Here is a 16644-nt window from a genome sequence, read left to right on the forward strand (position 1 = left end):
TGATCGAGCATGCCGATTAGGCGGCAATTGTCGCAGGATTGTGCCGGTTCGGCGGTGCTTTCGTCACAAGCGCGGCTTATCGCGACATATGCGCTTCCATCTCCTCCAACGGCACGCCCTTGGTCTCGGGAAAGTATAGGAACACGGTCACGAACTGCACCGCCATCATCGCGGCGAAGAACAGGAACGGGGCGCCTGCCGACCATGCCGCAGCGATGGGGAAGACCTGCGCGATCACCGCGTTCCAGCCCCAGTGACTCGACGACCCGATGCTCGACCCGCGCGCGCGGACGTTCTGCGGGAAAACCTCCGAGATATAGACCCAGATCACCGCGCCCGAGCCGGGGGCGAAGAACATGATGAACACGATCAGCGACGGCAGCAGCAGCCAGTTGGGCAGGACTCCCAATAGCGCCAACCCGCCGACGGTCAGCGCCGCGGTCATGCCGGCCGAGCCCCACAGCAGGAGCGTTCGCCGCCCGATCCGGTCGATCAGGAGCATGCCGAGCAGCGTGAAGACCATGTTGGCGACACCGATCATCACGGCTTGCAGGTCGGGCGAAAGGCTGCCGCCGGACGCCTTGAAGATGTCGTTGAGGTAATAGAGGAACGCGTTAATGCCGCTGAACTGGTTGAACATCGCGACCAGGAAGGCGAGCGTGATCGGCTTGCGGTGGCGCGTCCAGGACAGCGACGCTTCGCCCTTCGGCGCATCGAGGTCCGCGCACGCGACGTCGGGACTCATTCCGACCAGCGCCAGCACGTCCTTCGCCTCGACGTCGCGACCCTTGGCGAGCAGCCAGCGCGGCGAATTGGGAATGCGGAACAGCAGCGCGGAGAAGACCAGCGACGGTGCCGCGACGATCCCGAGCTTCCACCGCCACTCGACATCGCCGAGATCGAGCGAACCGATGACCGCGTTCGAGACATAGGCGAGCAGGATGCCGAGGATGACCGCGAACTGGAACCCGCCGACCATTTTCCCGCGCTGTGCTGGCGGCGCCAGCTCGGCGATATAGGCGGGTGCGAGCACCGACGAGCCGCCGATCGCGATGCCGTTGATGAAGCGGAAGCCGATGAAGCTGTGCCAGTTCCACGCCAGCGCACAGCCAAGCGCGGTGACGACGTACAGGAAGGCGAGCATCCGCAGCACGTTGCGACTGCCGTAGCGATCGCCGAGCGTGCCCACGAACAGCGCACCGATCAGCGTACCCCAGAGCGCGGACGAGACGGTGAAGCCTAGCCACGCCTCGCTCAGCGCGAACTTCGCCTTCAGTGCGCCGGTGACGCCGGCAATCACCGCGGTGTCGAAACCGAACAACAGGCCCGAGAGCGCGGCAGTGGCGACGCTCGCGATCAGGACGGTGCTGGGCTGGGCCGAAGGGCGAGATGCGGTGGGCGCGATCGTCATGTCCGGCACGTTTCAACAGTTTGACGGCCGCCGCAAGCGCCGCAAGGCCGCCGACACCTTCGCGATGAACCGGTTCGACGAAAACACCCATTTCAGGTCTTTGAAAGCGCGTTAACGAATCGCCGACTAGCCCGTGCACATTGACAGGCGCAAAGGGGCGAGGCGTTGCCGACCGCAGTGATGAGAATCGTGATGGCAGCTGCGGCGTCGGTGGCGGCGATCGCCGTGCCGGGGACCGCCTGGGCTGCCTGCGGTGTCGCGAAGACCTCTTCCGCCGATGTCGGTACCTTCTCGCCGGCCGCGCTCTATTCGACCGACACGGTGCCGTCGGCGATGCCCTACGTCGCGACCACCGGGTCGTTCGGCTGCGCGAACACCACGCTGCTGGCGCTGATGTCGAACGATTCGCTGGTCGCCACCGTCAAGGCGGGTACGGTCCTGACGCTGAAGTCCGGCACGTCGACCGCTACCTACCTGTTGGCGGCGGACCAAGGCGGCCAGTATCCGATCGTTCCGGGCACGCCGCGCACGCTCGTCAACGGCACCGGCTTGGCGCTGCTCAGCAACGGGCGCGCTGCCGTGCCGATCTACCTGAAGGCGCGGAGCACGACCAGCCTGGCACCCGGTGTCTATACCGGCAGTTTCGAGGTGAAGTGGGACTGGTCGTTCTGCACGCTGCTCGGGCTGGACGCGCTTGGGCTGGTGAATATTTGCTTAAACCGCGATAGCGGCAGCGCCAGCGGGACCGTCGCCGTCACCATGACCGTCGCCGAAAAGGGCGCGATCGTCTCCGTCTCGCAGCGGACCACATGGGAAGCGTCCGCATCGACCAACAACCCCAAGGCCATCCCCGGCTCGAAATTGCGGATCATGATGCGGATCGAAAACCCCGACATCGTGCCGCTCGACCTCAACACGCTCGCCGTGACGCTGCCCACCCCCGCCGGGCTGCGCATCGCGCTCGACGGGGACGGCACGGGCAACGGCCCGGTCGTGCGGGGTGACGATACCACCGGCACGACCGGGTTGCGGTTCAGCTATGTATCGCCGTCTGACGGCGGCGACGACGTCGATTTCGCCACCGGCAGCAACGTCTGGGGCTACACCCCGGTCGCCGGCGATGCGACGACGCAAGGGCTGGTCACCGCGGTAAAGTTCAATCCGAAAGGCAAGATGGCCGCCGGCACCGCCTATACGATCTCGATTCCCTATTCGGTCAAATGATCAGGCCGGCACGTCGGTAGCAGGCGAAGCAGGCATGCCGCCGACGATCTCCATCTTGGTCGCGGTCGAGCCGACTTCGATGCCCGCCTCGCGGAACTGGCGGAGCAGCGTGAACAGCAGTTCGCTGCGCATCGGATAGGCATCCCGCGGGCTCGCCACGTACGCGAAGCAGTTGAACTTGGCGCGACCGGCATCGATCGAATCGATGAACACCTTGGGCTCGGGATCGTCGAGCACCTCGTGCTTCTCCGCGAATGCCGCGAACAGCATCGTCCGCACCGCATCCAGATCCTCCTCGAGCGGCACCGAGAATTGAAGCTGGATCCGGCCGATCGGCGCTGCCAGCGTCATGTTCTGGATGGTCTTGGTGATCAGCTCCGAATTCGGGACGATCAGCGTCGAGCGGTCCGCCACCTGGATCTCGGTCGAGCGGACGTTGATCCGCTTTACGTCGCCCTCCATGTTACCGATCCGGACGAGATCGCCGATCTTCACCGGGCGCTCGGCGAGCAGGATCAGGCCTGAGACGAAGTTCTGCGTGATCGCCTGGAGGCCGAAACCGATCCCGACCGACAGCGCGCCGAGCACTACGGCAAGCTTCTCCATGCCAATCCCGAGCGCGCCGAGCGCCCACAGCACCGCGGCGATGATCCCGGCATAGCGCGCGACCATCATCACCGAATTCTGCGCGCCGGCATCCATCGCGGTGGTCGGCAGATAGCTGTTCACCAGCCAGTGCTGCAGCCCGCGCATGATCGCGAGCGCGACGAACAGCACCGCGATCGAGCGCAGCACCGCGCCCGGCGAGATCGTGACCTGGCCGATCGTCACGCCGTTCGCGACCGTCCCGAACAGCTCGAACGCCGAGCCGACGCCCGCCCCGAACGGCGCCATCACCGCGCCGACCGCGAGCAGGATCAGCAGCAGCCGCAACACCGCGGACAGCAGTACGCCGATCTGGTCGACGGTCTTGTTGTCGACCCCGAACCCGCTGTTCGCCGAACGCCCGAGACGGTTGCCGCTCGACAGCAGCGTCCGGCACGCATCGTCGGTGAACGTCATCATCAGGTACAACGACGCGCCGACGATCGCCCCCCACAGCAACCACGTCGCGACCTTCAGCGCGAAGTTCACATAGCCGATCAGCCCGGCGATCAGCGTCACGAGCAGGACCAGCCAGACCAATGTCGCGACGATCGCGAGCAGCGTGTTGCGCGCGGGCTTTGTCGGGTCGGGCAGCGCGGCGGCGCGCAACCGGCCTAGCGTCACCAGGATCGCGCCGAGCAGGACGATGTGGAGCAACGCAACGACCGCGTTGGCCGCGCTCGATGCCGGCGCGCTGATGCCGATCAGCGTGTTCGTCGCGATCAGCAGCTGGCCGAAAAAGATCAGCCCGGCGGCCATCCAGGTGTACGGGCGCAGCGCCTGCGCGGCCGGGTCGCCGATCGGCAGCAGCCGCCATGTGGACTGGCCGCGCAGCAGGAGCGCACCGCCGAGCGACGACACGAACGCGCAGAACCATGTGATCCCGACGAAGAGCGCGCCGAACCGGCTCCAGGCGGGCGATACCAGCCCGGCCCAGCGCAGCGAGGCGACGATCGCCCAGGCGGCGAGGCCGGGCAGCGCGGTGCCGATCACGACCAACCACAGCGCATAGGCCGAGCGTCGCAGGCGACCGCCGGGCGCGTGGTTGGTCGCGTAGCGCCGGCCGACGCCGTGCAGCCAGCGTCGTAGCGGCACGATCAGCACCAGCGCGGTTAGGATCCCGATCAGCAGGCCGGTGCCGGCGCGCATGTCGAACCGCGCGCCGAACTGGCGGATCTCGACATTGGCGAACCGCATCATGCGCGCGGTGTCGCGCGGCAGGTGATCGACGATCGCGGCCCATAATGTCGGCGACAGCGGCGAGCCGGTGTTTTCGGACAGTTGCTGGCCGAGTTCCTCCGCCTCGGCCGCACCGATATCGTCGATCTGCTGCTTGGCCTCGATGCCGATGAGGCGGGCGCGCTTGATCGCGGAGTCGATCGCGGACTGGCTCTGCGCGAGGAGCTTGCGTTGCTGGCGGATCTCGGGCGCTTCGACCACGCCGGGGGTGGCGGCGCCGAGCTCGGTGACGCGCGCCTGGACGAGGGCCATCTCGGGGGTGAGGGTGCGGACTGCGTCGGCGGCGGTGGTCTGCACGGTTTGCGCGCGGGTACGGAGGGCTTGCCGCGCCTTGTCGTCGCGCGCGGCGGGGGTGGCGTCGTCGATCGCCTGGAGTTCGGCGGAGGCTTGGGTGAGGCTCGCTGCGACGGTCGCGACCTTGGGCTCGTCCTGCGCGATCGCGGGGAGCGCGCTGGCTAGAAGGAGGAGCGTGGCGAGGTAACGGAAGAGGGTCATCCGGGGTGCTGTACAGCTATGGGGTCGGAAACGGGAGGGGGTGGCGTTGGGCTTGGGTCTCGGCACCGCTGCCGCTGTTTTCAGCAAGTCTCAGGACGAGCGCCTGCCCATCGCACGTCCATCCGACAAACAGATGTACTACCCCGGCGAAGGCCGGAGCCCAGATGGAAAGGTCGCTGTAACGAAGCGCTGACCTAGATCACCAGCCGCTCTCAACTGGGCTCCGGCCTTCGCCGGGGTGGGTGATTGGAACGCGGTACTGGAAATGCAGCCGCCGGCTAGACCCTACTTGTTCTCCCGCGAAGGCGGGAGCCCAGACTGGGTCCCCGCCTTCGCGGGGAAACAAGAAGTGCGGTCCGCTGCGCCATGATGGCCAGCAGGAAAGCGGCCCCTTTCCCCCTCCGTCATCCCGGCGGAGGCCGGGACCCACCGCTCCGCACATTCAATTCTATCCGGTATGCGGAACGGTGGATGCCGGAACGAGTCCGGCATGACGGGGCGGGATGGGCGTTTACTGGGGCGGAACTGGACCGCGCGTCGCTCAGTCCAGTTCGAGAATAACCTGATCCACAGCCAGGCTGTCCCCGGTCTTCGCCGCAACCGACTTCACCGTCCCCGTCTTCTCGGCGCGCAGGATGTTCTCCATCTTCATCGCCTCGACTACGGCCAGCGCCTGCCCCGCCTCGACCTTGTCGCCCGCCGCGACGTCGAGCCGCACCAGCAGCCCCGGCATCGGGCAGATCAGGAACTTCGACAGATCGGGCGCGACCTTCTCGATCAGATGCGCCGTGTACGGCGCGACGCGGGCGGGCAGCACGCGGGCAACATGGCTCGCCCCTCGCGCCGTAAGCTTGAAGCCGGCGCGGGCCTTGGCGATGCGGATCGTCAGGTGTTCGTCGCCATCGGTCCCGTGACCGTCGGCGACCACCATGCGATCGCCGGGCGTGTATTCGAGCGCCAAGTCGAGCTCTTCGCCGTCGACCATGATGCCGTCGGTCGAGACCGTCACCGCGTGGTCGATCTTGTCGATGGTCACCACCCAGTCGGCGGGCGGGCGGAGGCGCTTGCCGAGCTGGCCATCGATGCGGCGGGCGCGGTCGGCTTCTGCGGTCGCGGCGAAGGCAGCGACGGCGGCGAGCGTCTTCAGCAATTCGACGTCGGCGGGCGCTCCGTGGAAGCCCTCGGGATATTCCTCGGCGATGAAGCCGGTGGTGAGCGCGCCCGACTGGAAGCACGGGTGCTGCATGATCGCCGAGAGGAAGTCGATGTTGTTGCCCGGCCCCTCCAGCTCGAACGCATCGAGCGCAGCGATCTGCGCGGCGATCGCGCCGTCGCGGGTGGGCGCCCAGGTAATGAGCTTGGCGATCATCGGGTCGTAGAACATGCTGACCTCGCCGCCCTCGCGGACGCCATCGTCGACGCGGACTCGGGGTTCTTCTGCTCCCCCTCCCGCAAGCGGGAGGGGAGAAGCTTCGGGCGGGTTATACCGGACCAGGCGGCCGATGCTCGGCAGGAACCCGCGATACGGGTCCTCGGCATACACCCGGTTCTCGATCGACCAACCGTTGAGCTTCACGTCATCCTGCGTGAACCCGAGCGGCTCCCCCGCAGCCACCCGGATCATCAGCTCGACGAGGTCCAGCCCGGTGATCTCCTCCGTCACCGGATGCTCGACCTGGAGCCGGGTATTCATCTCGAGGAAGTAGAACCCCTCCCCCGTCGTATCCGCGCCCGAGACGATCAACTCGACCGTTCCCGCCGAATAATAGCCGACCGCCTGTGCCAGCGCGACCGCCTGCTCGCCCATGGCTTTCCGCATCTTCGGCGTGACGAACGGCGACGGCGCCTCCTCGACGACCTTCTGGTGGCGGCGCTGGATCGAGCATTCGCGCTCGTTGAGATAGACGATGTTGCCGTGCTGGTCGCCGATCAGCTGGATCTCGATGTGACGCGGGCTTTCGATGAACTTCTCGATGAACACGCGGTCGTCGCCGAAGCTGGCGAGCCCTTCCCGCTTGGTCGCCTCGAAGCCTTCGCGGACGTCCTGTTCGCTATACGCCAGCCGCATGCCCTTGCCGCCGCCGCCGGCCGATGCCTTCATCATCACCGGATAGCCGATGCCACCGGCGATCTCGACCGCGTGGTCGGTGCTGTCGATCTCGCCGAGATAGCCCGGCACGACGTTGACGCCCGCGGCCTTGGCGAGCTTCTTCGATTCGATCTTGTCGCCCATCGCGGCGATCGCGTTGGGGGGAGGCCCGACGAAAGCAATCCCGGCCTCGCCGCAGGCCAGCGCGAAACTCTCGCGTTCGGAGAGGAAGCCGTAGCCGGGGTGGATGCAGTCCGCGCCGGTTTCCTTGGCCGCGAGCAGGATCAGCTCCGCCTTGAGATAGCTCTCCGCGGCGGGTGCCGGCCCGAGCCGGACCGACTCGTCGGCCATCAGCACATGCGGCGCGCGCGCGTCGGCGTCGGAATAGACCGCGACGGTCTTGATGCCCATCGCCTTGGCGGTCCGCATGACCCGACATGCGATCTCGCCCCGATTGGCGACCAGGATTTTCTTGAACATCACTCGCCCTAATCTGTGCCGTCTTGCCGGACGCGGTCCGGGTGCGGACTGGTTATTGGTACCACATCATCGTCTTGAGTTGCTTCGTGCGAGCCTGCGTGAGGTCGGTCCGACACCCCGCCGTCGTCGGGCCCTGCGCCGAACCACCGGCATATTGCCCGCCTTCGATCACGCACTGCGTATCGCGGAACTTGAGCCACGCGCGCTGGCTCTCCAACAGCGCGGCCGCATAGCCAAACCCGCTGCCGCGCGACCCGTCCTGCGCGTCGCGCCCCTTCATATAGGCGTAGGTCCGCCTCCACTGCGCGGCCATCGCCGCATCCGCCCGCGCATAACTCGTACCGGCGGACGCGTTCATCGTCGCCTGCGACTGCATCGGCGCCGCCACGGTCATCAGGAGTGCGATCAGCAGCATGTCTTGGCCTCTCTCATCGGCTCCGCGCCGACCATCGGTTTCATCCCAAGCTTTGCCAGCAGCGTCGCATCGGCACTGTCGCCGGCGTTGCCGGTGGTCAGCAGCTTGTCGCCGGTGAAGATCGAGTTCGCGCCCGCCATGAAGCACAGCGCCTGGGTCGCCTCGGACATGCTCTCGCGCCCTGCCGACAGGCGCACCATGCTGAGCGGCATCGTGATGCGTGCGACTGCGACCGTCCGGACGAACTCGATATCGTCGATCTGCGCCATTGGCGTGCCGGCGAGCATGTCGCCGAGCGGCGTGCCCTTGACCGGGACCAGCGCGTTGACGGGCACGCTCTCGGGATGGCGCGGCAGCGTGGCGAGCGCGTGGACGAAGCCAACGCGGTCGCTGCGCGTCTCGCCCATCCCGACGATCCCGCCACAGCAGACCGAGATCCCGGCGTCACGGACGTTCGCCAGCGTCTCCAGCCGGTCGCCGAAGGTGCGCGTGGTGATGACGTTGCCGTAGTTCTCCGGCGAGGTGTCGATGTTGTGGTTGTAGTAATCGAGGCCGGCGTCGGCGAGCTGCTTGGCCTGGTCCGCGTCGAGCATGCCGAGCGTCATGCACGTCTCGAGCCCCATCGCGCGGACGCCCTCGACCATCGCCACGACCTTCGGCATGTCGCGCGGCTTCGGGTTGCGCCAGGCGGCGCCCATGCAGAAACGCTGCGATCCCGCGGCCTTGGCCTGCGCGGCGTCGGCGAGGACCGCGTCGACGTCCATCAGCTTTTCCGCCTTGAGGCCGGAGTCGGACGAGGCGGACTGCGAGCAATAGCCGCAATCCTCGGGGCAGCCGCCGGTCTTGATCGACAGCAGCGTGCAGAGCTGGACCTCGCCGATCGCGTGATGTGCGCGGTGGACGGTCTGCGCGCGGTACATGAGTTCGTCGAACGGGAGGTCGAACAGCGCGGCGATCTCGGGGCGTGTCCAGTCGGTGCGGGAAACGGGAGCATCGCGCACCAGGCTCGGAGCCACTGCATGGGCGAGCGTACGGAGGAGGGTATCGGTCATTCGGCGGCTTCCTCTTGCGGGGCCATGTTGTGGCCGAGGAGTTTCAACACGTCCTCGGCGGCCTGGATCAGGTTGGTGCCGGGGCCGAAGATCGCCTGGACCCCGGCATCGCGCAGCGCCTGATAGTCCTGTGCGGGGATAACGCCACCCGCGATCACCTTGATATCCGCGCGCCCCGCCTCGCGGAGGTAGCCGATCAGCTCGGGGATTAGCGTCTTGTGGCCGGCGGCGAGCGACGAGGCACCGACGATGTCGACGTCGTTTTCCAGCGCGAGTGCGGCGGCTTCGGCGGGGGTTTGGAACAGCGGGCCGGGTACGATCTCGAAGCCCAAGTCGCCGAACATCGACGAGACGAGGTTCGCACCGCGGTCGTGGCCGTCCTGACCCATCTTGGCGACGAGCATGCGGGGTTTGCGGCCGAGGCGGCGTTCGGTGGCTTCGACGCCGTCGGTGAGGCGGGTCCAGCGTGCGTCGTCCTCGTACGCGCCGCCGTAGATGCCGGAGACGGGGGTCGGTTGCGTGCCGTAGCGGCCGAACACGTCCTCCATCGCGGACGAGATTTCGCCGAGTGTGGCGCGGGCTCGGGCACAGTCGACGGCGAGCGCGAGGAGGTTGTCGGAGCCCTTCGCCCCTTCCCGCAACGCGTCGAGCGCAGCCCGGCACACGGCTTCGTCGCGCGTGGCCTTTACGCGGTTGATGCGTTCGATCTGGCCCGCCCTCACCGCGACGTTGTCCACGTCGAGGATCTCGATCGCGTCCTGTTCGGCGAGCTTGTACTTGTTCACGCCGACAATGACGTCCTCGCCGCGATCGACGCGCGCCTGGCGGCCGGCGGCGGCTTCCTCGATCATCGCCTTGGGCCAGCCTGCCGCGACCGCCTTCGCCATGCCGCCTTCGGACTGGATCCGCTCGATCAGGGTCCATGCGCCGTCGACCAGCGACTGCGTCAGGCTCTCGATATAATAGCTGCCGCCGAGCGGATCGACGACCTTGGTCATCCCCGTCTCTTCCTGGATCACGATCTGCGTGTTGCGCGCGATCCGGGCGGAGAAGTCGGTCGGCAGTGCGATCGCCTCGTCGAGCGCGTTGGTGTGGAGCGACTGCGTGCCGCCCAACATCGCCGCCATCGCCTCGATCGTCGTGCGCATGACGTTGTTGTACGGGTCCTGCTCGGTCAGCGAGACGCCCGACGTCTGGCAATGCGTGCGGAGCATCTTCGAGCGCTCGTCCTGCGCGCCCAATTGCGTCATCGCGCGGTGCCAGAGGACGCGGGCGGCGCGGAGCTTGGCGATCTCCATGAAGAAGTTCATGCCGATCGCGAAGAAGAACGACAGCCGCCCGGCGAACTTGTCGATGTCGAGTCCGGACGCGACGCCGTATTTCACATATTCCATGCCGTCGGCGATCGTGAAGGCGAGCTCGTGGAGCTGCGTCGCTCCCGCCTCCTGCATGTGATAGCCGCTGATCGAGATGCTGTTGAACTTGGGCATCTCGCGGCTGGTGTAGCCGAAGATGTCCGAGATGATCCGCATGCTCGGCTCGGGCGGGTAGATATAGGTGTTGCGGACCATGAACTCCTTGAGGATGTCGTTCTGGATGGTCCCGTCGAGCAGCTTCCGGTCGACGCCCTGCTCCTCGCCCGCGACGATGAAGAAGGCGAGGATCGGGATCACCGCGCCGTTCATCGTCATGCTGACCGACATCTTGTCGAGCGGGATGCCGTCGAAGAGGATCTTCATGTCCTCGACCGAATCGATCGCGACGCCCGCCTTGCCGACGTCGCCGGTGACGCGGGGGTGGTCGGAGTCGTAGCCGCGGTGCGTGGCGAGATCGAACGCGACGCTCAGCCCCTTCTGGCCGGCGGCGAGGTTGCGGCGGTAGAATGCGTTCGAGGCTTCGGCGGTGGAGAAGCCGGCGTATTGGCGGATCGTCCAGGGGCGGCCCGCGTACATCGACGCGCGGACGCCGCGGGTGAAGGGGGCGAAACCGGGGAGGCCGGGGTCGGCGGTGACGTCTTCCGCGGTGTAGAGCGGTTTGACGTCGATGCCCTCGGGGGTCGGCCAGGTGAGGTCGGCGCCCTTTACTTCCTTGGTAGCGGCGGCCTGCCAGTCGGCGAGCGTGGGGGCGGATTCGGGCTTGTCGGTCATGCGAAGAACTTCACCCCGGCGAAGGCCGGGGCCCAGTTGGAAAGGTCGAAATAACGCAGCGCAGCACCAGCCAATCGACCGTTGCCCAACTGGCCCCCGGCCTTCGCCGGGGTGGTGTTGGACGCGGAGGTCACTTGCCCGTGAACACCGGCTTGCGCTTTTCGAGGAACGCGCAGCCGCCCTCCATCGAATCCGCCGACCCCCGCGCGTCACGCTGGTTCGCCGCCTCGGCCTGCATTGCGGTCGCGTAATCCGTCTCGTACGCGGCGGTGATCGCCCGCCGCATCAACCCGAGCGCGACCGTTGGCATCGCCGCCAGCCGCTCGGCCAGCGCGAACGCCTCGGCATCGAGCGCGTCGTCCGCGACGACCTTGTGCACCATACCCCAGTCGAGCGCCTTGGCCGCCGGCACGCGCTCGCCGAGCATCATCATTTCCGTCGCCCGCGCCTTGCCGATCAACCGCGGCAGCATCCACGACGCGCCGCCGTCCGGCACCAGCCCGATGTTCACGAACGCCTGCAGGAAATACGCACTCTCGCTCGCGACGCAGAAATCGGCAGCGAGCGCGAGGCTGCAGCCGATCCCCGCAGCCGGCCCGCGCACTGCACTCACCACCGGCACCGACAAGTCGGCGATCGCCATCATCGTCGGATTGTAGCTTCCGGTCAGCGCCGCGAACGTCGCCTCGCCCGGATTGTCCGAACCAAGCGCCCCGCCGCCGACATCCGCGCCCGAACAGAATGCGCGCCCCGCGCCCGCGATCAACACCGCCCGCGCCCCATCCAGATCGCCCAGCGCCGCGCGCAGTTCCTCGAACATCGCGGGGGGCGCGGCGTTCAGCCGGTCGGGCCGGTTGAGCGTCAGCACCAGCACGTCGCCGCGCCGTTCGCTGAGGATATGCTCGTACGCGGCCATCAGATCTCTCCTAGTGCGCGCCGGTATCGCCCGGCGTCTCCATCAACTCGACCAGCATGCCGCCAAAGTCCTTCGGGTGCACGAACACGATCGGCGTGCCATGCGCGCCGATCCGCGGCTCGCCCAGCACGGTCGCGCCCTTCCCCTTCAGGTCGGCGACAGCGGCGGCGATATCGGCGACCTCGAAGCAGACATGATGCTGCCCGCCTGCCGGGTTCTTGCGCAGGAAGCCAGCGATCGGCGAACTCTCGTCATACGGCTCGATCAGCTCGATCTGCGCGTTCGGCGCATCGATGAAGCACACCTTCACTCCCTGTGCCGGCAGGTCGAACGGCTCACCGATCGCGGTCGCACCGAGCAGCAGGCGATACGTCTCGACCGACTTCGCGATCGACGGCGTCGCGACCCCGACATGGTTAAGGCGGCCCAGCGTCATTGCGCATCCTTCGATGGGGGCGGCGGCGTGGGAACGACACCGAGCGTGTAACCACATACACCGAGCACCTGCCGGATCATCGCATCACCGGTCGGTGCGATGAAATTCGCCTGCACCGCAAAGCTTGCGCCGTTGGTGGTCTCGACCCGTACCGTCTTCGATTTTACGAGAAACGTGGTCAACCTGGTGATTGCCTCGGGATCGGTGACGTAGGTGCCGGTGCCCGGAAACTGCCAGCTGTAATTGAACGCAGGCCCGCCGTCGAAGCGCACCGCGACAAGCTTGTCCGGCCCCTGCCCGAGCGGCTGCGGCTGGATGAACTGGATCGACACGATCGGCTCGGACGCAACGTCGCACTTCACGACGAACCGCGACAGACCGTCATTGCCTGTGACCGACGCAGAGATGCTGCGCACGCCCGCCTGATTGGTGCGATCTGCGAGCTTCCAGGTTGGTGCAGGTGCCGCCACGGCTGCGGCTTGAAGCAGAAGAAACGCGATCATCCCTCAATCCTCCGCTGCTGGGCCGCCGCCATTGCGGCACCTTCGATCACCCCTTCCAAGCGAGACACTCGATCGCGGAGATCACCATGCGCGCCGGCAAGACCGGCAAGTCGCCCGCCAAGCTGGGCCACGTCCCGATCAAGGCCATCGAGCTGATCCTTCAGCGTCAGGATCGTCTTGAAAACGCCGAATGCCCTTTCGCCTGCACTCACGGTCTTTCGCCCGCCAGCACCGCATCGACCACAGCGCAGGTGCGCGCGATATTCTCACGCATCGACTGGATGGACATCTTCATGTCGTCGACAGCGGCCTCGATCTCCGGTGCGAGAAACGCCAATGCCGCTTCCTCGTCGCGCGATGCCGGTGTCGCGATATACCGCGTCGTTGCTTCGCGCACGACGCGGCCGACGGACATGCCGCTGTTCGCCGCGAACGCATCGAGCGCGGCCTTATGATCGGGCGTAGTCAGAAACGTCACGCGTTCGGTCTGCATGTCACGACTCCTTCGCATGACATGATAATGTGCTTATCATCATGCAACAAGCCGCTGGATCACAGCGGGATGTTGTCATGCTTCTTCCACGGATTCTCCAGCGCCTTGCCGCGGAGCTTCCGTAGGCCGAGCGCGATGCGGCGGCGGGTCGAGTGGGGCTGGATGACCTCGTCGATAAAGCCCTTCGACGCGGCCACGAACGGGTTCGCGAACCGCGCCTCGTATTCCGCGGTGCGCTCGGCGATCTCTTCGGGCGTCTTGCCGCGGAAGATGATCTCGACCGCACCCTTCGCGCCCATCACCGCGATCTCAGCGGTCGGCCAGGCGTAGTTGAGGTCGCCGCGCAGGTGCTTCGACGCCATCACGTCGTACGCGCCGCCGTAAGCTTTGCGCGTGATGACGGTGATCTTGGGCACGGTCGCCTCGGCATAGGCGAACAGCAGTTTCGCGCCGTGCTTGATGATGCCGTTATGCTCCTGCGCGGTGCCGGGCAGGAAGCCGGGGACGTCGACGAAGGTGACGATCGGAATCTCGAACGCATCGCAGAAGCGCACGAACCGCGCCGCCTTCTTCGAGCTGTTGATGTCGAGCACGCCGGCGAGCACCATCGGCTGGTTCGCGACGAAGCCGACCGTGCGGCCCTCGATGCGGCCGAAGCCGGTGATGATGTTGGCCGCATGCGCCGGCTGAGTCTCGAAGAAATCGCCTTCGTCGACGGTCTTCCGGATCAGCTCGTGCATGTCGTAGGGCTGGTTCGCCGACGCCGGGATCAGCGTGTCGAGGCTCTCCTCGATCCGGTCCCATTCGTCCGCGGTAGGACGCTCGGGCACGCCGTCACGGTTGGACGACGGCAGGAAATCGAAGAAGTCGCGCGCGGCCAACAACGCCTCGATGTCGTTCTCGAACGCGTTGTCGGCGACCGACGTCTTGGTGGTGTGGGTCACCGCGCCGCCGAGCGCCTCCTGCGTCACGACCTCGTTGGTCACCGTCTTGACCACGTCGGGGCCGGTGACGAACATGTAGCTCGAATCTTTCACCATGAAGATGAAGTCGGTCATTGCGGGGGAATAGACCGCACCGCCTGCGCACGGTCCCATGATCAGCGAGAGCTGCGGCACGACGCCGGACGCGAGCACGTTGCGCTGGAACACCTCGGCATAGCCGCCGAGCGAGGCCACCCCCTCCTGGATGCGTGCGCCGCCGCTGTCGTTGAGGCCGATGATCGGTGCGCCGACCTTCATCGCGCTGTCCATCACCTTGCAGATCTTCTGCGCGTGACGTTCGCTCAAGGAGCCGCCGAACACGGTGAAGTCCTGGCTGAAAACGAAGACGAGGCGGCCGTTGATCGTGCCCGAGCCGGTGACCACGCCGTCGCCAGGGATCACCTGGTCCTGCATGCCGAAATCGACGCAGTTATGCTCGACGTACATGTCGAGCTCCTCGAACGATCCCTCGTCCAGCAGCACGTCAAGGCGTTCCCTTGCGGTGAGCTTACCCTTGGCGTGCTGCGCTGCGATCCGCTTGAGGCCCCCGCCGACTCTGGCGGCTTCGCGGCGGCGTTCAAGCTCTTCGATCGTGGATGACATCGTCTCTCCGTCCTGCTGATTGCCTTCACAGAGCGGGATGCGATGCGCAAATGCAATGTTGCAAACTTGCTGACGTGAGGTTTGCAAACTAGGCACGGATATGACTTTGCCCGCGCGTCGCCTCTTCGTCGGACACCGCCTGCGCGACCTGCGCCGCGTTCTTGGAATCAGCCAGGCGGCGATGGCCGCGCGGATCGGGCTGTCGGTAAGCTACCTTTCGCAGATCGAGAATGGCGACCGCCCGGTGACCGAGGGCGTGCTGATTACGCTCGCGCGCGAGTTTCCGGCGGACTGGGGGAGCATCGATGCGGCGGACGATACCGCATTGCTGATCGCGACGCTGGAGGCGGTGTCGGACACCAGTGTGGAGGCGCCGGCGCTCGACGAGACCGCGGTGCGGCGGGCGGTGAAGCACCAGCCGTTGTTGGCGCAGCGCCTCGTCGCGATGCACGATGCGTATCGGCGCGCGCAGGAGCAGTTGCGGGCGCTGGACGACCGGCTGGTGGCGGGGTCGGGGGCGCCGGGGTTGCTGCCGTGGGAGGACGTGCGCGACTGGTTTAATGCGGCGGGCAATTATGTCGATGCTCTCGACCGGCGGGCGGAAGACATCGGCGAGACTTTGGGCACGGACCGGGTTGCGGCGCTGGAGGCTCGGCTTGCCGCGCGAGGCGTGTCGGTCGCGATCTCGGGTGCGCTCGCCGCACCGTTGCGCGATTACGACGGCGCGACCCTAAGGCTCGACGGATCGCAGCCGGGCGAGACGACCTTGTTCTCGCTCGCGCACCAAGTCGCGCGGCACGAGTTCGGCGACGTCATCGGCGGGATCGTAGCAGCGTCCGAGATGGCATCGGAGACGGCGCGCGCGCTGCTGACCGCGGGGCTGACCAACTACGCGGCCGGGGCGATCGTCATGCCGTATACGCGCTTCCGCACCGAGGCACGGAGCGTCCGCCACGACATCGACCGGTTGCGGCGGATCTTCGGGACGAGTTTCGAGCAGACCTGTCACCGCCTCTCGACGTTGCAGCGCCCCGGCGCGCTCGGCATCCCGTTCTTCTTCTGCCGCGTCGATATGGCTGGGAACATCACCAAGCGTCACTCCGCCACGCGATTGCAGTTCGCGCGGTTCGGGGGAGCTTGCCCGTTGTGGATCGTCCACGAGGCGGTGGCGATCCCCGACCGAATCCTGACTCAGCTGATCGAGACGACCGACGGCATCCGCTACGTCTCGATGGCGAAGGGATTGGTGAAGCCGTCCGAGACGTACACGCGACCGGCGCGGCGCTATGCGGTGGCGCTGGGGTGCGAGGAGGCGAACGCGTCGGAGTTCATCTATGCGGATGCGCTCGGGACGGGCGGGATCGCGACGCCGATCGGGACGTCATGCCGCATCTGCCTGCGCACCGACTGCGACCAGCGCGCGTTTCCGCCGGCTGCCAGCGAGATCCGGGTCGATCCCGACCGCCGCGGCGCCGTGCCGTACGAGGTGGTTTAGCCCCTTCGGAACTCGATC

General features: G+C 66.7%; 15 protein-coding genes. 3 read left to right on the top strand and 12 right to left on the bottom strand.

Annotation, left to right across the window (positions count from 1 at the left end):
• Positions 1–76 precede the first annotated feature (76 nt).
• Positions 77–1411 (bottom strand): sugar porter family MFS transporter, encoded by a 1335-nt coding sequence (locus C8J39_RS12180; RefSeq protein ID WP_120300718.1) that lies wholly within the window; start codon positions 1409–1411, stop codon positions 77–79.
• Here C8J39_RS12180 and C8J39_RS18800 point away from each other — a divergent pair.
• Complete coding sequence (locus tag C8J39_RS18800) at positions 1341–1526, top strand: hypothetical protein (RefSeq protein WP_165895190.1); 186 nt, start codon at positions 1341–1343, stop codon at positions 1524–1526. The genes C8J39_RS12180 and C8J39_RS18800 overlap by 71 nt on opposite strands.
• A 65-nt stretch (positions 1527–1591) precedes the next feature.
• Positions 1592–2635, top strand: coding sequence for a spore coat protein U domain-containing protein (locus C8J39_RS12185; protein WP_147420676.1), 1044 nt, complete (start codon positions 1592–1594; stop codon positions 2633–2635).
• On the opposite strand, the gene C8J39_RS12190 is transcribed toward C8J39_RS12185, so the two are convergent.
• The 11 genes from C8J39_RS12190 to C8J39_RS12235 all read right to left on the bottom strand — a co-directional run bounded on the left by C8J39_RS12190 (position 2636) and on the right by C8J39_RS12235 (position 15131).
• Positions 2636–5014 carry a DUF3772 domain-containing protein gene (locus tag C8J39_RS12190; RefSeq protein WP_120300720.1) on the bottom strand — a complete coding sequence of 793 codons (2379 nt, stop codon included), beginning with the start codon at positions 5012–5014 and terminating at the stop codon, positions 2636–2638.
• 541 nt (positions 5015–5555) lie between these two features.
• Positions 5556–7583, bottom strand: coding sequence for an acetyl/propionyl/methylcrotonyl-CoA carboxylase subunit alpha (locus tag C8J39_RS12195; RefSeq protein WP_120300721.1), 2028 nt, complete (start codon positions 7581–7583; stop codon positions 5556–5558).
• A 52-nt stretch (positions 7584–7635) separates the two neighbouring features.
• Positions 7636–7998 (bottom strand): lysozyme inhibitor LprI family protein, encoded by a 363-nt coding sequence (locus C8J39_RS12200; protein WP_120300722.1) that lies wholly within the window; start codon positions 7996–7998, stop codon positions 7636–7638.
• On the bottom strand, positions 7989–9050 hold the full coding sequence (bioB, locus tag C8J39_RS12205) for a biotin synthase BioB (RefSeq protein WP_120300723.1): 1062 nt from the start codon (positions 9048–9050) through the stop codon (positions 7989–7991). Before bioB ends, C8J39_RS12200 begins: the two co-directional genes overlap by 10 nt.
• Positions 9047–11197: a methylmalonyl-CoA mutase gene (gene scpA, locus C8J39_RS12210; protein ID WP_120300724.1), complete on the bottom strand. Its 2151-nt coding sequence runs from the start codon at positions 11195–11197 to the stop codon at positions 9047–9049. The genes bioB and scpA overlap by 4 nt, the downstream gene beginning before the upstream one ends.
• Positions 11198–11327: 130 nt before the next feature.
• Positions 11328–12113 carry an enoyl-CoA hydratase-related protein gene (locus C8J39_RS12215; RefSeq protein ID WP_120300725.1) on the bottom strand — a complete coding sequence of 262 codons (786 nt, stop codon included), beginning with the start codon at positions 12111–12113 and terminating at the stop codon, positions 11328–11330.
• 10 nt (positions 12114–12123) lie between these two features.
• Entirely contained in the window at positions 12124–12549 is a 426-nt protein-coding gene (gene mce, locus C8J39_RS12220) for a methylmalonyl-CoA epimerase (RefSeq protein ID WP_120300726.1), read from the bottom strand.
• Complete coding sequence (locus C8J39_RS12225) at positions 12546–13052, bottom strand: hypothetical protein (protein ID WP_120300727.1); 507 nt, start codon at positions 13050–13052, stop codon at positions 12546–12548. The genes mce and C8J39_RS12225 overlap by 4 nt, the downstream gene beginning before the upstream one ends.
• A complete protein-coding gene (locus C8J39_RS18525) occupies positions 13049–13264 on the bottom strand; it encodes a hypothetical protein (protein WP_132833587.1) in 216 nt (71 codons plus the stop codon). The genes C8J39_RS12225 and C8J39_RS18525 overlap by 4 nt, the downstream gene beginning before the upstream one ends.
• A complete protein-coding gene (locus tag C8J39_RS12230; protein WP_056063948.1) occupies positions 13261–13545 on the bottom strand; it encodes a hypothetical protein in 285 nt (94 codons plus the stop codon). Before C8J39_RS12230 ends, C8J39_RS18525 begins: the two co-directional genes overlap by 4 nt.
• A 59-nt stretch (positions 13546–13604) precedes the next feature.
• Positions 13605–15131, bottom strand: coding sequence for an acyl-CoA carboxylase subunit beta (locus C8J39_RS12235; RefSeq protein ID WP_120300728.1), 1527 nt, complete (start codon positions 15129–15131; stop codon positions 13605–13607).
• Between the two features lie 100 nt (positions 15132–15231).
• Between C8J39_RS12235 and C8J39_RS12240 the strand changes: the two genes are divergently transcribed.
• Entirely contained in the window at positions 15232–16626 is a 1395-nt protein-coding gene (locus tag C8J39_RS12240) for a short-chain fatty acyl-CoA regulator family protein (protein WP_120300729.1), read from the top strand.
• The last annotated feature ends 18 nt before the right edge of the window (positions 16627–16644 follow it).

The sequence above is a fragment of the Sphingomonas sp. PP-CC-1A-547 genome, assembly GCF_003610375.1.
In the GTDB taxonomy this organism is placed as follows: domain Bacteria; phylum Pseudomonadota; class Alphaproteobacteria; order Sphingomonadales; family Sphingomonadaceae; genus Sphingomonas.